Genomic DNA, 17,327 nt, shown 5'->3' on the forward strand with positions numbered 1-17,327 from the left:
ACAGGGTTACGCAGGATCGTCGGACAAGTGAGGGCGGCCGCGCCTCCGTTCAAATGAAAACGAATTCAGTCGCTGCACGCGGCGGCGTGTGACACATCATGCGCGGCGTTCATGACGGCCCGTTTGACTTTGGCGAAGGTACGGATCTCGATCTGCCGAACCCGCTCGCTGGATATGGACAGCTCTCGGGCGAGCTGATCGCGCGTAACAGGACATTCCTTCAGGCGCCGCGCCTCGAAGATATGACGCTCCCGCGGCGCGAGCCCGTCCAGTGCAGCGCGCAAAGCCCTGCTGCGCTGCTCCGTCTGGTCGTGATCGGCAAGCATCGTCTCGGCGTCGACCGCACCATCGACCAGCAGGGCCTCCAGCTCGGTTCCACCGTCCTCGTCACCGACGCGCGCGTTCAGCGACATGTCGCGGTGGAGTCTCGCGTCCATCTCGATCACCTCGCGCGCCGTCACCTCGAGCTTCCCGGCGATCAATTCGGCGACGTCGGGTGTGAGCCCGGCCATCGCACTGCTGGTGGCTTTCCTGATCTCGCCGCGGAGTTTGAAAAACAGCTTCTTCTGCGCAGCCGTCGTCCCGATCTTGACCAGGGACCACGATCGCAGGATGTAGTCGTGAATGGTGGCCTTGATCCACCAGATCGCATAGCTGGAGAATCGGGCGCCGTGCCCGGGCTCGAAGCGCGACGCCGCGATCACGAGGCCGAGGTTCGCTTCCGCGATCAGATCGACCAGCGGCAGACCGTATCCCTTGTAACCCCTCGCCAACTTGGCGGCGAGCCGAAGATGGCTGGTGACGAGCGCATCCGCGGCGCGCCGGTCCCGCGTTTCCTGCCAGCGACGCGCCAGCTGCTGCTCCTGACCTGATTCAAGTAGCTCGTAGCGCCGGATTGCGGCGGAATAGGCGGTGAGGAACGGCGTCGACACCGCTGCGATCGGCACGGCAACAGGATCGCGGCACACCACCTCATGGCTCGTCTGCATTTGTCACTCCTATAGTCCGGGCCGGCTGATTGATCTCGGAGGCACCACACGTCATTTGGCTCATCCCATCTGGCCGGCGTCTGCGTGCAGCAATGCGCGTGACCGGCGCGCGATGGGCCTGCCCGCACTCCCGGTCCAGGCGAGGATCTCGATCCGCCCACCGGGAGCCGGGCCAATGATCAGCCGGAAGCCGTGCAGCTTGACGATCGCCGCCACCAGGCTCAGTCCAAGCCCGACGCCCGGCGTATTGCGCATCTTGTCGGAGCGGTAGAACCGCCGCAGCACTGCTTCGCGCTCCTGCTCGCTGATGCCGGGCCCGGTATCGCTAACGCGCACCAGCGCGGTCTCGTCCTCCGCCTGCAGGGCGAGGTCCACCCGCCCGCCGGACGGCGTGAACTTGATGGCGTTGTCGACGAGGTTGGCGACTGCCTCGAACAGCAGGTCGCGGTCACCCCACACCTGCACATTGCACTCGGTGACGACGCCGAGCCCGACATGCTTGTCCTCGGCGATCGGGTCGTAGACGTCGCACACCTCCCGCAGAATCTCGTCGAGCGCGACGTCGCCAAACCCGGCCATACGGCGGTTGTTCTCGATCTCTGTCAGGCGCAGCAAGGCCGTGACGATCGCGAGCGACTGATCGATGCCGGCGATGGCCTTGTCCGCAACGTCCTGCAGCTGTTCCAGCGTCGCCGCATGGGTCCGGCCGCGCTCCAGCGCCAGACGGACGCGGGTCAGCGGCGTCCTGAGATCATGAGCGATGTCGTTGCCGACGCCGGCGAGCGCATTGATCATCGTCTCCATCTCGTCGAGCATGCCGTTGACGATCCTGGCCAGCCGCGCAAACGGGTCGTCCGTCCCGCCCTCCGGAAGCCGCTCGCGCAGCTCGCCGGCCACGATGCGCTGGACCCGCTGGTTGACCTCCTCTACGCGTCGCTGGGCGCGCAAGCTCAGCCAGGCACCCGCAAGCAGGCAGAGGCTGAAGGCCGGCAGCAGACCCAGGGCCAGGGCCTGGCCCACCACGCTCGATATCTCGCGCGTCTCGTCGACGTTCCGTCCCATCACCAAGACATCGCCGTCCTCGAGACGGCTGCCGACCACCCTGACGACGGGACCATGCGCCGTCGGCTTCTCCAGCAGATCGAGTTGCACGCCCTGCGCCGCCCCATCGAGCCCGAGTTCGCGCGGCAGGCGGTCGATATTCCCGGCCAGCCTTTTGCCGGCAGCATCGAACAGTCCCGCGTACTGAACGCCCCTGGAATCCTGCGCGAGGTGATCCGCGATGGCGTTGACGCGGCGGGCCGGGGACAATTTCGCGACGAAGTGGATCTGCGTGGTGATCATGCGATCGGACCGCGCGACCAGATAGGCATCGAGCTTCCAGTAGATGAAGGCGAACAAGGCGACCACGAACAGCGCAAAGGACGCCGCCACGGCCAGAGCCCAGAGAAATGTGCTGGAGCGGATCAACTGTGTCTGCTGCATCGCCCGTCTCTCCTACCGCGAGCGAAGGACGAAGCCGGAGCCTCGGACATTGTGGATGAGCTGTGTCTCCCCGGGACCGTCCACCTTGTGACGAAGCCGGCCCATATGCACGTCGATCAAGTTGGTGGTCGCCGGAACGAACTTGTAGTTCCAGACCTCCTCGAGCAGCATCGCGCGCGTCAAGAGCTGATCGCTCCGGCGCATCATGTACTCGAGCAAGCGGAATTCGCGCGGCAACAGGTCGAGCCTGCGCTCGCCGCGTCGCGCGGTGCGCTCGATCAGATCGAGCTCGAGGGGCCCGACATGCAGGATGGTTTCGCGGCTGTCGCTCGGCCGGCGCAGCAGCGCCTCGATTCGCGCAACCAGTTCGATGAGCGCGAACGGCTTTGTGAGATAGTCGTCCCCGCCCATGCGCAACCCGCGCACCCGGTCATTCACGGCGCCAAGCGCACTCAACACCAGCACGGGCGTCCTCACCTGCTCCTTGCGCAGCACCTCGATGACGGTCAGCCCGTCAACTCCCGGGAGCATGCGATCGACGATCATGGCATCGGGGCTCGACGCACGCGCGCGCTCGAGACCGTCGACGCCGTTGCCGGCCCACTGCACCTCGAAGCCGCGATCGCCGAGTTCGGCGAGGATCGCCTCGGCGGTTTCAGTGTCGTCCTCAATCAGGAGAATCCGGGTCATGAGCCTCGTACCATAATTCCCACGGCGTCTCGACGCGCGGTTGGGCAGCACGGGTACGGCGTCGGGCCGTGTCATGCTCAGTGCCCGCGTACGTCGGACGCGCGTCGCTGATGCCGCCTGTTGCCGGTCGCCCGCTGCGCTATGAGGTAGCTCTGCCGCGCGCACCGCGCCACTAAATTGCGGTTCATGTTGTCGGCTGTGCGTGCCGCCAACGGCACGAGGACCCGCACCACGCGTGTTACAAATGCAATGATCATCTTCCGCGCTCCGCTGCCAACCGACTGGATCGAACATATGCCGTCAACGCACGTGCCGTCGTCTCACGGACCACGGATGTTATGCATTCGCACGATCGTGGTTGCGACACCGCAGCGGCTCTCGGGCGGTTGAAATGCAGTGAGCAAAACGTGCGTTGGAAACGTGGCCGATCGTTCACACATCGTCGCTGAGCCGGCTTGATCGGCCTGATGTCGTCAGAGGAGAGAGCGAATGACCACGTCCAAACTATTGTCGATAGGATTGATCGCGGCCGCAATGCTGGGTGGCCCAGTCATGGCGCGCGAGCACCAGCGCGCCGCGCAGCAGCCCGACGTGGCCGCCGATACAGTCGCGGCGACCACGCCGTTCCATTATCCGGGCGAGCGCGCCTGCGTTCCGGCGCCGCGCGTCGGCGCCTTTGCAACCGCGCCGTGGACCGGCAACAACGTACCGTGCGAGCCGGGCACAGGCAGCTAGTACTGATTGGGTGACGCGGCCTGCCCTATAGCTTCGCCGCGTTTTGCAATAACGAGGAGCGGACTGCGCTGGTCGGCCCGCTCCTACGCGTGCGTCGCGCCGATCCGCGAGACGCTCTTCGCGAGCGGCTTGCCTGATATTCTGACATCGAATTCAGTTGGATCGCCTCGTACCGGACCTACCTCTCCCTCATCACTGACCCGGCCATCGGCAACCTCGCGCGGAACATGGCCGGACAGCGCAACAAGAGGAGTCATCCATGAAACGTGCAATCATGATTCTGGCGACAGCAGCACTCGCCTCGACGCTCGCCGTTGGCGCGGCCAATGCCCATGGCGGCGGTGGTGGCGGTGGCCACGGCGGTGGTTTTGGCGGTGGCGGCTTTGGCGGCGGACATGCAGGCTTCGGCGGTGGACATGCGGCCTTCGGCGGCGGCGCGCATTTCGGCGGCATGGGCCATGAGGGAGATTTTGCCGGCGGCGCCCGGTTCGGCGGCGAGCACCTTGGCTTCGGTGGTCATGACGTAGGCCTGCGCCAGCACGCGTTTCACCACTTCCGCCGAGGCGGCTATGGATTCTACGGCGCCTATCCAGATTGCTACGACTGGTACGAGTTGCATCCCGACCTGCCGTTACCGCTGAGCTGCAGCTAACCGCCGCACTCTGCAACCATTGGTCTGGAGCAGCGGGGGCGCATTGCCGTTCGCGTCGAGGATAGAGTCGATGAAGTGCGTCGTTCTATGCGCGTGGCCACGTCAGGCACGCCCTGCGGTAAGCTCGTGAGCATCGCCTCCTTCTTCCGAGGTGCGCTGCCCGCGCTGTGCTTCCGTGCACTTCTGCAAGGCGGCCTAATCGCTGCGATGCGGTCTGCGCGACCGCAGAATAGCTAAGGCGGAGCCCCGCTCATCTCTCGCGATCGAGGAGGCTGTTGCGCTCCCCTGGGCCCGTCCCGACTATAAAGCCTCGACCGGCGCGGCGCTCGACGATCGCACATCGGTCTCTCGATAGCGTTCCACCGCTTCAGACGACTTGTACTAAATTGGCCCCGACGGTTTTCCTCGAGCAGGTTGTTCATTGCGGGCCGCGCTCGCAGCACCCAGCTCCACAAGACCACGACATCTGGACAACAAATCGCGGCATCCAACCCAAGATCTAGCGTCATCACCCATTCGACTAGCAGATCTTTGGAATTGACCTAAAACGACTCGCGAATGTTTGGCGACGGACGCGAAACCAATGACTTAATCGACTCGCATTTGATTGGTCCCGACAGCACTCAGGAATCGCTGAAAACGGTCGCGTACCGAAGGTGCGCGGATTGATTTCTGATCATTAGACTTGGCGCGCTACGGTTTCTCCGCCGGAATCCGACCATCCGGATCCATTTTCAGATACTCACCGCGATCGGTGGTGAAAGCCGCGGTGCTGGGCAACGCCAGGCGTTGTCTGGTAGGCCCTGTTGGGCCCAAACAAGGGAGCCGCGCCGCCAGGGCGTTCCAGGCCCATTCTGCCTGCTGGCGTCAATTCGCAGTCGTTCAACACATCCCGATCGGGATATTGCGCCTGAAACAAATCTGGATGTTGAGTCGCCCACAATGGGCACTGGGCGCTTGCAGAGCTTATCGCGCCAATCGACATCATCGCTGCAATAACAAAGGTCCTGAATCCAGTCATGGTCGTGCTCCGAACGGCTGTTGTTTTCGTGCGGAGCATTCGCGCTGACTCGAACCGGCTGCTCTGTTGAAATGCGCTTCCTTCGAATTTCTTGGTTGAGCATTAGGTGGGTATGCGCTCGGGAAAAACACGTGGGTGAACAATCACGCCTGCGCGAATGGCAAATCGGTGTGCTCATCATCGCGTGACGCACCCCGGCGACGAAAGACTCCAAACCGTGACGCAACTGCCAGCATGAAGCCGAGTGCGGGGTTTACAGATTCGCACGAATTCGACCGCCAACCCGCGCGTGATGCCGAGGACGTTACCAGTCTTGCAGGCGTCACCGATTGCGAGGGCGTGGACCGAGGCTCATCTAACTCATCATCGTAGGTCTATCGGAGAAACTCCCATGCGATCGGGTCTCGTTCTGAGCCTTTTGATTATCCTGTGGGCCCCCGTCAGCGCCGCGGTGGCAGGCCAGGTCCATCGGCATCATGCAAAAGCGCATCCTCGTGTTCTGACGACTGGGAGTACTGCGGCCTGGGCTTATTCACCGGCACGGCCGGACCGCCGTCAACCGGCCCCGCACTATGATGATCAACCAGAGCCAGGTCATAATCCTTACGAGAGATGGGGTGGTTAGCACCCCGTCGCCTCCGCGTCGCCGCCGGCTTGGCGCCCCTTCGAGCGCGGCGATGGACCGCTAGTTCGTTGCCGACCTCAATCCCGGTTCAGGAGGCGTTCGCCCGCGCCCGTTCGCGGGCTTCGCGGCGGCGCTCTCGGCGCTCGCGCCGACGCTTGGCCCGGTCGGCTGGCTGCGGCAGCGGGGAAAGCGGAGCAATCTCCAATACCGGCTGGGACGTCTCATCGACCGGGGCCGCCAGGCTGGGCTCGCTTGGTGCCGGTCGGGCTTCCATGAACGCCAAGATGTCTCGCCCCTTCGACGTCAGTCTCCAGCCACCGCTGATGCGCTCGACCAGCCCCTGTGAAAAGATGTCGAGGTCCGGCACGCGGCTGGCAAGACGCCTCGTCCGGTCGGCCCAATCGCGGCCGCTGGTCGCCAGGATCGCCATGTCGCGCTTGAGATCTTCCATGACGGCAAAGCCATCCGGATAGCTCACCAGGATCTTCAAAACCGTAACCTGGAAATTCACGCCCGGCCCCCGCTCTGGCTCAATCAGCGCCAGAAGATTCACTCCCGCGAAAACGCCCACCGTACTTTGCTTCGGTGCCTTCGCGATTCAAGAATGTTAAGTTCGAGAAAGAAGTGCGCACCGGAGAGCGGGGCTGCAGCCCCCGTCGGGCGAACCTAAAGCTTCCGATACGTCACATGCGCCGTCGCGAACGGAATGCCCGCGCGCCCGGCGGATCCGCGCACGATGCAGGCGCGGTCATCGATCGCATAGAACCAATCGTCGAAGTTCAGCTTGAACGACTTTCCATCGCCTTGGGGCGTGTCGCGCGTGTACTTCCAATGGAATGCACAACCGGCCTGCTCGCCCGTGGCTTCACCCTCCAGTCGATTTTCGTGGCCGATGTATTGACCTTCGCTCAGCTTGTGGATCGTCCAGCGCAACGTGTCGCTATGGCCGTCATCAAAGGTGTAGGTTTCAGTCAGAACGACAGTGTCGGTGTCCGCGTCCAATTCGCCATGCGCCGTGATCGTCGCCCGCTTCAACAGCCCGCCGACGAGACTCTCGACCACCGCCCATCCTTCCAAGCGACCAACGAAGAACTGCTCAGGGAGAAACACCGGCGTGGTGCCAGCGAACGCATCAATGACCATGGCTTTTCCTCCGAAACCGATGACGACATAAGCCGCCTCTCAGCACCAGGGTTCCTCAGGAGGAAACCTGCCTGGCTCTGCTGGGTGCTTGCAACGCATCCAGACGCTGCGTCACAACGCGCGCTCCCCTTCATCCGGAACACGTGGACAAGCCCAGCCCTGCCGTTTGGGAATCTCTGACCCGTGTTAACAGCCCGGAACGATCTGGCGGCGGCACGGATTCGTCCCGCAGGAGCAATCTCGCATGCTGATGACCAGGGAAAGACGGCCGGCGATCCGGACCTTACGGGGATGGGCCACCCACGTGCTGCACGAGGCCGGCGCGATCTGCGAATGCGAGGAGCACGGCTGGGCCAGGGACCGCGCCGACCCGCACGCGCGCCATCGCGCGGTCGTGCTTGCGCGCCAGGATCCGCCGGACGGCGTCTCTGCCGATCAGGCGGTCGCGGAGATCAACGATGTCCTCGATTCGATCGGCGATACATGTCCGGAGTGCCCTGACGAGGGCCTTTGAGGCCTGCGACTAGGACCTTCGCGTACCAAGCGGCATAGGGCGTGTTTTCGATTTAAGTCCGGCGTCACGGGATGCTTCATGCCGATTTCCGCCGCGCCCCTGCGGCCGGCTTTTTCGCGGACGTCTCCCTGGCGGCCGCCTTCTTGCCGGCGATCGGCATCAGCATCTCCTTCTGGCCGGCCGCCGCCTTCCTCGGCTTCTTCGCCGGCTTGTCCGCCTTCGCGGGCGCGGCCTGCTTCCCGACTTCCTTGCCGACGCTCCGCCGCAGCGCCTCCATGAGGTCGACGACGTTCTCGCCCTTCGGCCGCTCCTTCGGCCGGATCACCTTGCCGGCGCGCTTTTCGTTGATGAGGTCGATCAGCGCGGTCTCGTAATGGTCCTCGAACTTTTCGGGCGCGAAGCGTCCGGCCTTCTGGTTGACGATGTGCCGGGCGAGATCGAGCATGTCCTTGGTGACCTTCACGTCCTGGATGTCGTCGAAATATTCGGCCTCGCTGCGCACCTCGTAGGGGTAGCGCAAGAGGGTGCCGACGAGGCCCTTGTCCATCGGCTCCAGCGCGATGATGTGCTCGCGGTTGGTCAGCACCACGCGCCCGATCGCGACCTTGTTCATCTCGCGAATGGTCTCGCGGATCACCGCGAAGGCGTCGTGGCCGACCTTGCCGTCGGGCCGGATGTAATAGGGGCGGATTAAATAGCGCGCGTCGATGTCCGATTTGTCGACGAACTCGTCGATCTCGATGGTGCGCGTGGACTCCAGCGCGATCTCCTCGAGCTCTTCCTTGGAGACCTCGATGTATTGGCCCTTCTCGAGCTCATAGCCCTTGACGATGTCCTCGTTCGTCACCTCGTCGCCGGTCTCCGCGTCCACCTTCACGTATTTGATGCGGTGGCCGGTCTGCCGGTTGAGCTGGTTGAACGAGATCTTCTCGCTCTCGGAGGTAGCGGGATAGAGCGCCACGGGACAGGTGACGAGGGACAGTCTCAGGAAGCCTTTCCAATTGGCGCGCGGGGCCATTTACGCAGAACTCCGGTTCGAGGCGGCTTGGATTCAAGACGAACGGCCGGCCCGGGTTCCGACATCGGGAGCAACATTCATGACGAGCACGCTTTGCGGCGTCTTGCTCCATGTTTTGGTTTAGGCGGCGCCCGACTTGACAGAATCGACCACCAGCCGGCGCAACCAGACCGCGCCGGGATCGTCGTGACTTCGTTCGTGCCAGAGCAGGCGATAGCCGTAGGGCGTCACCTGCGCCGGCGGTTTCAGCATCACGAGACCGAGCCGCGGCGCAAGCTGCCGGGCCGCCCGCGAGGGCATGGTCACCAGGTAATCCGACGCAGCCGTGATCACCGCGGCCGTTGCGAAATATGGAACACGCAGCGCGACGTGCCGCTTGTAGCCGCGCTCGGCCAATGCGGTATCGATCGGCCCGCCCTGCCCGCCAAAAATGCTGACCACGATGTGCGGCCAGGCCGTGAACAGCTTGATCGGCAGCACGTCCTTTGCCCCGCGCATCTGCTTGAGCAAAGGATGCCCTTGCCGGACCAGCGTCACGAAATTTTCGCGGAACAGCTCGCGCGCCCGAAACGAGCCGGATACCGGATTATCGGCATACAGCACGAAATCGACCTGACCGTCAGCGAGCATGCGGAACACATCACGCGAGAAGCTGACGACCTCGATCGCCGCCCCGGGTGCCTCGCGCGCAAAGTGGGCGGCGACATTGGGCAGGATGCCGAGCGCCCCATAATCGGTCGTCGCGATGCGAAAGACGCGGTCGGTGGCGGAAGGATCGAATTTCGGCTTGTGGAGAAATGTCTCGACGCCGCCGAGCAAGGTCGCCAGCGGCTCGCGCATCGCCTCGGCGCGCAGCGTCGGCGTCATGCCGCTTGCCGCCTTCACCATCAGCCGGTCACCGAACAGGCGCCGCAGCTTTGCCAGCGCACGGCTGATCGCGGGTTGGCTGCTGCCGAGACGCTCAGCGGCGCGCGTGACGCTGCCGGTCTCGAGCAGCGCATGCAACACCACCAGCAGGTTGAGGTCGACTTTCGCCAAATCCATCGAACGCATAATGTAAATTCTATCATGACATTTGTGGATGATGCCAGATCATCGTACACAGACCCCACCGCGATAGGCCGGAGAAGCCGTATGCCATCACATCTGAACATCAGCCGCCGCATAATGCTCGCAGGCGGCGCGGCCGGAGCGATGACGCCGCTGCTGGGCATGCCGGCCGCGATCGCGCAAACGCCTGCTGGCAGGGCCAATTCCGGCCACTACAGTTTTCGGATCGGCGATATCAAGACAACCGTCGTCAGCGACGGCACGCTGAGCGGCAATCCGCGCATCTATGCCCACACCGCCCAGGCGGAGGAACTCGGCAGGACGCTGAGCGATGCGTTCCTGCCGACCGACACCTTCAGGCTCAACCTGAACACGCTTCTGCTGGAAACCGGTGGCAGGAGAATCCTGATCGAGGCAGGTGCAGCGCAAACGCTCGGCCCCGATGGCGGACATCTATTCCGCAATCTTGCGGCGATCGGCGTGGAGCCCGAGCACATCGACGCCATCGTGATCACGCATACCCATCCCGATCACGTCGGCAATCTCAGCCGCGCCGACGGATCGAGCGCTTTTCCGAACGCGACGGTCCATCTTCCCGAGGACGATTTTGCGTTCTTCATCCGTAACGAGCCTGACCTGTCGCGGCTGCCCATGCCGGAAGATTTCCGGCGCGCCTTCATCGCCAATATCAAGCGAAGCGTGGCGCCCGTCGCCAAGTCTGCCGTGCTGTACCGGCCGGGCGGCGAGTTGTTGCCGGGCATAACGACGATCGCCGCCGGCGGCCACACGCCGGGCATGTCGGCGATCCTGGTGCATTCCGGCGCGCAAGCATTGCTGATCACGTCCGATGCCGCCTATAGCCCCCTACTCAACATCGACAATGCCTGGCGGCCCGGGCCGGATCTCGATCCCGATACCGCGTTGCAGTCGCGCAGGCGCTTGTTCGACCGCGCTGCGACGGACCGCATCCCGGTGCTTGGATTCCATTTCCCGTTTCCGGGCATCGGCAACATCAGGAAGACGGACGACGGCTATCGCTGGGTGCCGGCGAACTGGCGGTTCGAAGGCTGAGCCAGCCCGAAGATGCGAAAGCGGCTATCGTAGGATCTCAAGCCCATCATTCTACGACCGCCGTATGCAGAAGCGCTGTTCTATCCAGGCGCCCCCCGGCGATTTCCGAGATGAATCGTCCGCAGCGCTCTACGATCAGATCCTTGTCGTTATCGAGCGTGGCGACATGATAGGAATTGTCGAGCCAAAGCAGGCGCACGTCGTTGGAACTGACCTCCTGCGCGATTCGCTTGCCATTGGCCGCCGGCACGACGTGGTCCTCTCTGGAATGAATGGCGAGCGTGGGACAGCTGACCTTGCGCAGCAGGCTTTCGGTCGCAGCAATCAGGACGTGGACCTGCCGGAGGCAAGCGACTGGCACCTCCTGATAGGCCAGCTCCTTGACGCCGGCGGCCTTGATGTCCGATCCGATGCCGGGAACGCGCTTCGGCGCCGCGCCGTCCGATACGAGCTCGGCCATCGCGCCATCGAAGATTCCGGCGGCACCGTTGATCGGCACGGCGCCTGCGACGATGTTCGGAAAACGTGCGGCTAGGTTGAGCGTCAGCGTGCCTCCCATGGACAGGCCGGTGACGAAGACCTTGGTGCCCTGCCCAGCCAGCTCGTGAAGCGCCTGCTCCGCCGACGCGAGCCAATCGAGATAGCCGGTCGTTTCCATGTCGTCCGGTGAGGTGCCGTGGCCCCGCAGGCGAGGCCCGCTGACGGTGAAGCCGAAGCGCCGGTGAAGCTCTTCGCCGAGATACCGCATGCTTTGCGTCGTTCCCGTGAAGCCGTGGAGCACGAGGACCGCAGGCCCCTTGCCCTGCATGAAGAATGGTTCGGCTCCAGCCATCACATCGGTCATGTCATCTCTCCTGTTGTCATCGCGGCTGCGGCCGCATCCGTTCTCGTTCCGATATCGAGGCAATCATGACTGGCGCCTTGCCGAATATGCGGCCGCTGCAAGGCCGATGATCGCACCCTGCAGCATCAGCTTGGCGGATTCGCCAAGCCCCCGACTCGTCAGCAGGTTGAAGCTGAATGTCAACATCAAGGCGGCGACGGTCGGGCCGAGCCCCTCTCCCAGGACTATTGCATATGGTGCTTTGCGCGAGCTGAGCGCGCGCCTCGTCCTTCAACGCCCGCTAACGGCGGGCGTCTCGAAGAATGGCCACAGGCGAGATCGCTCCCATATGCGATCGCCCTGCCCCTTTCCGGAGCCGAAGGTAACGCCGTCGGCGTGAACGGCGCTAGCGGACCCGCTCGAACGTGATGCGGATCTTCGTGCCGTCAGGTCGTTCAAAATTCTCGGTCATGACGTCGCCGTCGACCACCAGACGCAATTCCTTCCGCGTCCGAACGCTGCCGATCCAGTTCGGAAAGGTGCAGCCCTCGACCTTGTTGCCGCTGAACTCGCCGTTCTCATCCACCGTGTAGGTGCCGAAAAAGCCGATGCTGCCGGCCATGGCCGCGCGGTTTTCCGCGTCCGTGCCCTCGCCCCGCACGCTGGAGGCAAAGCGCGGGACGTCCGAGTCGGTCAGCACCTCGATGAAGTGCATGTCCGGCGTGAAGGTCAGGAGCCCGTTCGGCCGCGCGCCATAGGCCGGCAGGTTCTTTCCTTCCGGATCGATCTGAGCGGAGACCATTCTCCAGGTGCCGAGCACCTTGTTCGGCGGCGTAGCGTGGACTGGAGCACTCATCAGGCAAACTCCCAAAGCGATCAGCACCAGATTTCGACGGGTCATGTTGGAGTCCTCTGCTTCGTCTTTCTACGCGGCCGCCGGGCCTCGGAATGGCGGACCTGCGCGAGGCCGCTTCAAGTGCACAGATCCGTCCTCGCCTGGGTGCGGGACGACTCCGTCGCTAAGCGAGCGCCGGTCAGTGTTGCCGAGACATCCCACAGATGAGACGCCACCGCATCGTCATCGGCCTGCGGCGGCACGCGGGCCACGGACGGCGAACCGCGGATTTCGCCGAACTTGTCCGGACCGTAATAGCCGCCGGGGACGATGTCCGGCGACGTCGCCGCGAACAGCGTCGGCAGCGCACCTTGCGCCGCCGGCTGAAACAGGAACCAGAGGGCGGTCCGCGCCAGGCCGGGAAGGCTCATCCGGCCGGCGCCATTCGGAATGAGGTCGGTCCGCGATACGCCGGGATGGGCCGCAACGCTGGTGATGCCCCAGCCGAACCTCCGGCTGCGTCGCTGCAGCTCGAACGCAAACATCAGGTTCGCAAGCTTGGACTGGCTGTAGATCGGCATCGGCTGGTAGCGACGCTCAGCCTGCAGATTGTCGAACTCGATCGCTCCGCTGCGCGCTGCCAGGCTGGACACGGTGACGACGCGCGGCTCGACGCCCTTGTGCAGCAGCGGCAGAAGCTCGGCCGTCAGCGCGAAATGGCCGAGGTGGTTCGTGCCGAACTGCATTTCGAACCCGTCGGCCGTTACTTGCCGGACAGGGGGCATCATGACCGCGGCATTGTTGACGAGCAGGTCGAGACTGTCCCGTTGGCCACGCAAACGGGAGCCGAAGGCCCGCACCGAATGAATATCCGCAAGGTCGAGCCGTTCGAACCGGACGTTCGCGTTGGGCTGACGGGATCGGATCCGCGCGACGGCGTCTGCTCCCTTCGAGGCATTGCGACCGGCAATGATCACTTCGCCGTCCGCACGCGCCAACGCCAGCGCATCTTGGTAACCCAGGCCACCCGTGCCCGTGACAACGGCGCAACGCCCCCGCTGGGACGGAATATCGCTCGCACTCCAACCAGGCATCGGGCCATCTCCCACGGCACAACATCACATCGGGCCAGTTAAATTACACCTAGTGTAATTTTCAAGCGTTGTGCCGCCCGAGCCTGTTGACCTTCTCGTGAACGACACCTGCGCCGCGGCCCTCCCGCGCTGCGCGATTCAGTGGCCGCAGCGAAGCTCTGAGGATCCCGCGCAGCCGGACAAGCAAGAGGGCGGCTAGCGCCCGCAGCTTGGCCAGCGTCCCGGCGCGGATGACGGTCAGCACAGGGAGCAGCGCGAGCAGAAGGCTGAGGCCAATCCAGCGCAGAAGGCGGCCGGCCAGAAAGGCCTGGATCGTCGGGGTCCAGTCGTCCACCACGAGATTGACGGTCGCGGCGAACGCCGCCTTCGCACCGAGACAGAGGAAGCTGTTCGAAACGACGTTCGCCAGATCGAAGCAGGGATGGAACGAGATGGCGCACAGCAGGATGAGAACGCCGAAATTGCCGAGATACGGCGAACGTATGGCCTTCACCGCGCGCGCGAGGGTCCGAGCGACAAATCGACGCTGGTCACGTTCCCTTGGCGAGCCTTGCACGGCGCCGTCGAGGCGCCGCTCGCCGGCATGACGGGCTCGCGCGTCATGTATCGTCCGGGGGACGGATTGCAGGCTCCTGCGAGGTCTGCTGATTGCACGGCGAGGCCGGTGCGGCGCGCCCTGGCGATGGCTGGAGGCGACGTAACCGGCAGGATTGCGGCGTAGAAGCTCGATGTTGCCGGAGCTGCGCGTGCGCTGGTCCTTCCCGGCCGCCGCTTGCAGCAAACCGGCCTCGGCATCGTGGAAATCGCAACGCGAAGCATCGGCATCCCGGTCGTTCGCCGGGCCGTCCCTGTCTGCAGTCATCTTGATCCAGTTCGCTGGTCTTGGACGCCTCGAATCGGCCCGAGCCTTGCTGGCCGGCCTCACATGCAGTAATTTCGCACTTGATGCGGAATTTTATCGCACTGAGTGTAATTTTGAATGAGGCCGTTGTGTGTCGAAACAGGACGGAGACGACCCATCACCGAAAAGCGAGGGACTGAGGGAGCAAAAGCGCCGCGAAACGTTGCGACGGCTCACCGACACCGGTCTGAGGCTCTTCCTTCGGAACGGCTATGAGGCGACGACGCTCGACGCCATCGCGGAGGCAGCGGGAATTTCGCGTCGGACCTTCTTCTATTATTTCAAGTCGAAGGAAGACATCATCCTGGCCTGGCAGGGCGGTCTCGCCGAAGCCATAGGGCGCGCCGTTCTGGAGCAATCGACCAAGCAGCCGCCGCTCGAAGCGGTGAAGAATGCACTGGTCAGACTCACGGCGTCCTACGAGGACGTCCAGGCCCGGAAACAAATGATGGAGATCGACCGGTTCATCCGCACCAACGAGACGCTTCGCGCCCGCGAGGCCACCAAATACGCCCAACAGGAACAGGCGGTCTTCGACGCGCTCTGCACGATGTGGCCGCAGCCCAAGCGGCGAACGGCACTCCGCATAGTCGCGATGGTCTCAATCGGAGCTTTTCGCCTTGCGATCGACAGTTGGAGCCAGGATGAGGGAAGGCGTCCCTTCGCCGCCTATTTGCGGGACCGTTTCGCAAACATGAAGGCGGAAGCTTGAATCCAGGGGCTGTGACTGAGGCGCAGCCTCGCAAGGCTTATTGCGCCGCGATGCCCTCAGCCCTCCACCCGGTACAGCCGCCACCTTTCGGGCACCCCCTTGAGCCGGTGCTGGCCATGATCCCTCAGGTTGATTGCGGACTGCGCCGCCATCAGTTCCTTTACCGCGCTCGAAACCAGCACCTCGCCCGCGCGTGCTTTCGCTGCAACCCGGGTGCAGATGTGGAACGCGAGGCCGACCATTTCGCCGCCGCTGATGGTGTATTCGCCCGCGTGGAGACCCACCCTGATATCGAGGCCGAGCGTGCGCACGGCTTTCTGAATCGCGGCCGCGCAGGCGATGCCGGCAGCGGGTTTCCTGAAGGTCGCCAGCACGCCGTCGCCCGTGGTCACGACCTCCTTGCCGCGGCACGTCTTCAGCTCCTTGCGGACCGCCGCGTAATAATGGCCTATCACCTTGGTCCAGCGCGCATCGCCGAGCTTGGCTGCCTTCGCCGTGGAGCCGACGATGTCCACGATGAGGATGGTGGCGAGCGCCTGCTTGAGCTCGGCGGCGCGGGCAGCCGACCGGCGCCGGTTCGCGATGGGTCCGGTCAGCGGCTCATAGCGGTGATTGCGGCGCCGCGCGATCGCGGCTTTCGTGTACTCCTGCGCGCGCTGCGCGGTGCCGCAACGGATCGTCTTCTCCTGCGGCGACCGCGACCAGTAGACCTTGCGCCCGGCGCCGGCGCCCTGCACCTCCACCGCGCCCCATTTCAGGAAGACCGCCGCGCCGACGCGTCTGACGCACCACGCCTTCGAGGTGTATCCGGAGACGTTGGACTGATGGACACCGATGCGGAGAAATTTGGGCATGAAGGTGCGGCCAGAGACCGTTTGGGCGTAGCTTCGGCAAGGCTAGTCGGACAATCCAGCCTTGGCAACCGGACCTCCGGCCTCTGACTCCGGCGGGACAAGCTTATCCAGGAGCGATGTCCAGATCGATGTGCTATCCTCCTATGGGGCGGCAGAAGAAAATCCGGAGAGAATTTATGGCAACGAGTGTCAAGCAAATGCTGGAAGCTGCGAACGCGGCGGTCCCGAAGATCACCTCGGAGCAGGCGGCCGAGATGATCAACAAGGGCAACACGCTGGTCGTGGACGTTCGCGATGCGCCGGAAGTCGCCGCCAGCGGCAAGATCGCCGGCGCCGTGAACGTCTCGCGCGGGATGCTGGAGTTTCGCGCCGACCCGGAGTCGCCCTATCACGACAAGGCGTTCGACAAGGGCAAGACCGTCATCCTCTATTGCGCATCCGGCGGCAGGTCGGCGCTGGCCGGCAAGCTCTTGAAGGATATGGGTTACGAGAACGTCTACAACGTCGGCGGCTTCAAGGACTGGACGGGCGCAGTCGAGAAGTAGCGAGAACAGCGGCGCGGTTCCGTTGACTGCGCTGCGAACTCCGATTGGCACTTTCTGCGGCAAGGCGCGTTGCGGTGTTGTCGAGGAGGCGCAGATGACCAAGACCAAGGCTGCCCACGCACAAGACGCCAAGATTCCCACGCAAGCAGCGCTCAATCCCGGTGACGAAGCTCCGCCCGGAACCAAGGGCACCGGCGACGACGTCTGTCCCGATTGTCACGGCAAGGGACGCATCGACGGCGCGCCTTGCGCCACCTGCGGCGGGAGCGGCACCGTCACGCGGGCGGTCGGCGGCGCCTGACGCCGCCTGGTCCAGCGGCTTCATCCTCAAAGCAACGATCGGCCCTTCACGTGTGTTTTCCCCAACTGGAGACAGTGAGGCGCACCATGAACAAGACGAACGGACTGAGACCCGACGATTTTCCGATCGAAGCCGACAAGGACAAGCTGAAGACACACAAGGGCGAGCCGGTGGCCTCGGCCGAGACCGAGCAGATCGCGGACGAGATCGCCGACCGGCTGAACGAGCAGGCCCACCAGGAAGAGCAGGATCGCTGGTCGGCGTAGTTC

The 17,327-nt window shown here is 64.0% G+C and carries 20 protein-coding genes; 8 read left to right on the plus strand and 12 right to left on the minus strand.

Translation table 11 applies throughout. The features are described 5' to 3' along the window. Positions 1–65 precede the first annotated feature (65 nt). The 3 genes from rpoH to I6F24_RS21305 are packed head-to-tail and all read right to left on the minus strand — an operon-like array spanning position 66 to position 3,164. A complete protein-coding gene (rpoH, locus tag I6F24_RS21295; RefSeq protein WP_225151611.1) occupies positions 66–989 on the minus strand; it encodes an RNA polymerase sigma factor RpoH in 924 nt (307 codons plus the stop codon). A gap of 60 nt (positions 990–1,049) precedes the next feature. Beyond that, positions 1,050–2,474 (minus strand): ATP-binding protein, encoded by a 1,425-nt coding sequence (locus I6F24_RS21300; RefSeq protein WP_225114040.1) that lies wholly within the window; start codon positions 2,472–2,474, stop codon positions 1,050–1,052. 12 nt (positions 2,475–2,486) lie between these two features. After that, a complete protein-coding gene (locus I6F24_RS21305; RefSeq protein ID WP_192893334.1) occupies positions 2,487–3,164 on the minus strand; it encodes a response regulator transcription factor in 678 nt (225 codons plus the stop codon). A gap of 489 nt (positions 3,165–3,653) precedes the next feature. Here I6F24_RS21305 and I6F24_RS21310 point away from each other — a divergent pair, with 489 nt between their 5' ends. Both I6F24_RS21310 and I6F24_RS21315 read left to right on the plus strand, forming a co-directional pair. Next, entirely contained in the window at positions 3,654–3,899 is a 246-nt protein-coding gene (locus I6F24_RS21310) for a hypothetical protein (protein WP_109145157.1), read from the plus strand. Positions 3,900–4,158: 259 nt separating this feature from the next. Continuing rightward, positions 4,159–4,551 (plus strand): hypothetical protein, encoded by a 393-nt coding sequence (locus I6F24_RS21315; RefSeq protein ID WP_036026706.1) that lies wholly within the window; start codon positions 4,159–4,161, stop codon positions 4,549–4,551. Between the two features lie 1,734 nt (positions 4,552–6,285). On the opposite strand, the gene I6F24_RS21320 is transcribed toward I6F24_RS21315, so the two are convergent. Continuing rightward, a complete protein-coding gene (locus I6F24_RS21320) occupies positions 6,286–6,708 on the minus strand; it encodes a hypothetical protein (RefSeq protein WP_225140424.1) in 423 nt (140 codons plus the stop codon). Between the two features lie 155 nt (positions 6,709–6,863). Further along, complete coding sequence (locus I6F24_RS21325) at positions 6,864–7,340, minus strand: DUF3833 family protein (protein WP_225140425.1); 477 nt, start codon at positions 7,338–7,340, stop codon at positions 6,864–6,866. A 244-nt stretch (positions 7,341–7,584) separates the two neighbouring features. Here I6F24_RS21325 and I6F24_RS21330 point away from each other — a divergent pair, with 244 nt between their 5' ends. Then, complete coding sequence (locus tag I6F24_RS21330) at positions 7,585–7,854, plus strand: hypothetical protein (protein WP_109145159.1); 270 nt, start codon at positions 7,585–7,587, stop codon at positions 7,852–7,854. Between the two features lie 76 nt (positions 7,855–7,930). Here the strand turns inward: I6F24_RS21330 and I6F24_RS21335 are convergent, their stop codons facing one another. Beyond that, complete coding sequence (locus I6F24_RS21335; protein WP_109145160.1) at positions 7,931–8,872, minus strand: Ku protein; 942 nt, start codon at positions 8,870–8,872, stop codon at positions 7,931–7,933. Positions 8,873–8,992: 120 nt separating this feature from the next. Further along, complete coding sequence (locus I6F24_RS21340; RefSeq protein WP_225151614.1) at positions 8,993–9,916, minus strand: LysR family transcriptional regulator; 924 nt, start codon at positions 9,914–9,916, stop codon at positions 8,993–8,995. A 150-nt stretch (positions 9,917–10,066) separates the two neighbouring features. On the opposite strand from I6F24_RS21340, the gene I6F24_RS21345 reads away from it, so the two are divergent. Further along, positions 10,067–10,993, plus strand: a complete 927-nt coding sequence (locus tag I6F24_RS21345) for an MBL fold metallo-hydrolase (RefSeq protein WP_225144786.1) — start codon at positions 10,067–10,069, stop codon at positions 10,991–10,993. Between the two features lie 46 nt (positions 10,994–11,039). Here the strand turns inward: I6F24_RS21345 and I6F24_RS21350 are convergent, their stop codons facing one another. From I6F24_RS21350 to I6F24_RS21365, 4 genes are all read right to left on the minus strand, one after another. Then, positions 11,040–11,837, minus strand: a complete 798-nt coding sequence (locus I6F24_RS21350; RefSeq protein ID WP_225144700.1) for an alpha/beta fold hydrolase — start codon at positions 11,835–11,837, stop codon at positions 11,040–11,042. Between the two features lie 385 nt (positions 11,838–12,222). Continuing rightward, on the minus strand, positions 12,223–12,672 hold the full coding sequence (locus tag I6F24_RS21355) for a lipocalin-like domain-containing protein (protein WP_225114035.1): 450 nt from the start codon (positions 12,670–12,672) through the stop codon (positions 12,223–12,225). Positions 12,673–12,788: 116 nt separating this feature from the next. After that, on the minus strand, positions 12,789–13,745 hold the full coding sequence (locus tag I6F24_RS21360; RefSeq protein WP_225144699.1) for an oxidoreductase: 957 nt from the start codon (positions 13,743–13,745) through the stop codon (positions 12,789–12,791). A 61-nt stretch (positions 13,746–13,806) separates the two neighbouring features. Further along, positions 13,807–14,526, minus strand: a complete 720-nt coding sequence (locus I6F24_RS21365) for a hypothetical protein (RefSeq protein WP_225151616.1) — start codon at positions 14,524–14,526, stop codon at positions 13,807–13,809. A gap of 283 nt (positions 14,527–14,809) precedes the next feature. Here I6F24_RS21365 and I6F24_RS21370 point away from each other — a divergent pair, with 283 nt between their 5' ends. Beyond that, entirely contained in the window at positions 14,810–15,358 is a 549-nt protein-coding gene (locus tag I6F24_RS21370) for a TetR/AcrR family transcriptional regulator (RefSeq protein WP_225151618.1), read from the plus strand. A gap of 56 nt (positions 15,359–15,414) precedes the next feature. Here I6F24_RS21370 and I6F24_RS21375 read toward each other — a convergent pair whose 3' ends face one another. Further along, positions 15,415–16,212 carry an adenylate/guanylate cyclase domain-containing protein gene (locus I6F24_RS21375; protein ID WP_225151620.1) on the minus strand — a complete coding sequence of 266 codons (798 nt, stop codon included), beginning with the start codon at positions 16,210–16,212 and terminating at the stop codon, positions 15,415–15,417. A 176-nt stretch (positions 16,213–16,388) separates the two neighbouring features. On the opposite strand from I6F24_RS21375, the gene I6F24_RS21380 reads away from it, so the two are divergent. The 3 genes from I6F24_RS21380 (at position 16,389) to I6F24_RS21390 (ending at position 17,324) form a co-directional block, all read left to right on the plus strand. Further along, a complete protein-coding gene (locus I6F24_RS21380; protein WP_036011668.1) occupies positions 16,389–16,757 on the plus strand; it encodes a rhodanese-like domain-containing protein in 369 nt (122 codons plus the stop codon). A gap of 94 nt (positions 16,758–16,851) precedes the next feature. Continuing rightward, complete coding sequence (locus tag I6F24_RS21385; RefSeq protein WP_050995990.1) at positions 16,852–17,058, plus strand: hypothetical protein; 207 nt, start codon at positions 16,852–16,854, stop codon at positions 17,056–17,058. A gap of 86 nt (positions 17,059–17,144) precedes the next feature. Continuing rightward, a complete protein-coding gene (locus I6F24_RS21390; protein ID WP_225114031.1) occupies positions 17,145–17,324 on the plus strand; it encodes a hypothetical protein in 180 nt (59 codons plus the stop codon). The last annotated feature ends 3 nt before the right edge of the window (positions 17,325–17,327 follow it).

Source organism: Bradyrhizobium sp. BRP23 (assembly GCF_020194135.1).
Lineage (GTDB): Bacteria > Pseudomonadota > Alphaproteobacteria > Rhizobiales > Xanthobacteraceae > Bradyrhizobium > Bradyrhizobium yuanmingense.

Coding starts and splice junctions, on each gene's coding strand:
- I6F24_RS21375 (WP_225151620.1), bottom strand. CDS start 16,212: ATGCCCAAATTTCTCCGCATCGGTGTCCATCAGTCCAACGTCTCCGGA.
- I6F24_RS21360 (WP_225144699.1), bottom strand. CDS start 13,745: ATGCCTGGTTGGAGTGCGAGCGATATTCCGTCCCAGCGGGGGCGTTGC.
- I6F24_RS21350 (WP_225144700.1), bottom strand. CDS start 11,837: ATGACCGATGTGATGGCTGGAGCCGAACCATTCTTCATGCAGGGCAAG.
- I6F24_RS21390 (WP_225114031.1), top strand. CDS start 17,145: ATGAACAAGACGAACGGACTGAGACCCGACGATTTTCCGATCGAAGCC.
- I6F24_RS21310 (WP_109145157.1), top strand. CDS start 3,654: ATGACCACGTCCAAACTATTGTCGATAGGATTGATCGCGGCCGCAATG.
- I6F24_RS21340 (WP_225151614.1), bottom strand. CDS start 9,916: ATGGATTTGGCGAAAGTCGACCTCAACCTGCTGGTGGTGTTGCATGCG.
- I6F24_RS21345 (WP_225144786.1), top strand. CDS start 10,067: ATGACGCCGCTGCTGGGCATGCCGGCCGCGATCGCGCAAACGCCTGCT.
- rpoH (WP_225151611.1), bottom strand. CDS start 989: ATGCAGACGAGCCATGAGGTGGTGTGCCGCGATCCTGTTGCCGTGCCG.
- I6F24_RS21385 (WP_050995990.1), top strand. CDS start 16,852: ATGACCAAGACCAAGGCTGCCCACGCACAAGACGCCAAGATTCCCACG.
- I6F24_RS21305 (WP_192893334.1), bottom strand. CDS start 3,164: ATGACCCGGATTCTCCTGATTGAGGACGACACTGAAACCGCCGAGGCG.
- I6F24_RS21380 (WP_036011668.1), top strand. CDS start 16,389: ATGGCAACGAGTGTCAAGCAAATGCTGGAAGCTGCGAACGCGGCGGTC.
- I6F24_RS21355 (WP_225114035.1), bottom strand. CDS start 12,672: ATGAGTGCTCCAGTCCACGCTACGCCGCCGAACAAGGTGCTCGGCACC.
- I6F24_RS21315 (WP_036026706.1), top strand. CDS start 4,159: ATGAAACGTGCAATCATGATTCTGGCGACAGCAGCACTCGCCTCGACG.
- I6F24_RS21300 (WP_225114040.1), bottom strand. CDS start 2,474: ATGCAGCAGACACAGTTGATCCGCTCCAGCACATTTCTCTGGGCTCTG.
- I6F24_RS21325 (WP_225140425.1), bottom strand. CDS start 7,340: ATGGTCATTGATGCGTTCGCTGGCACCACGCCGGTGTTTCTCCCTGAG.
- I6F24_RS21335 (WP_109145160.1), bottom strand. CDS start 8,872: ATGGCCCCGCGCGCCAATTGGAAAGGCTTCCTGAGACTGTCCCTCGTC.
- I6F24_RS21330 (WP_109145159.1), top strand. CDS start 7,585: ATGCTGATGACCAGGGAAAGACGGCCGGCGATCCGGACCTTACGGGGA.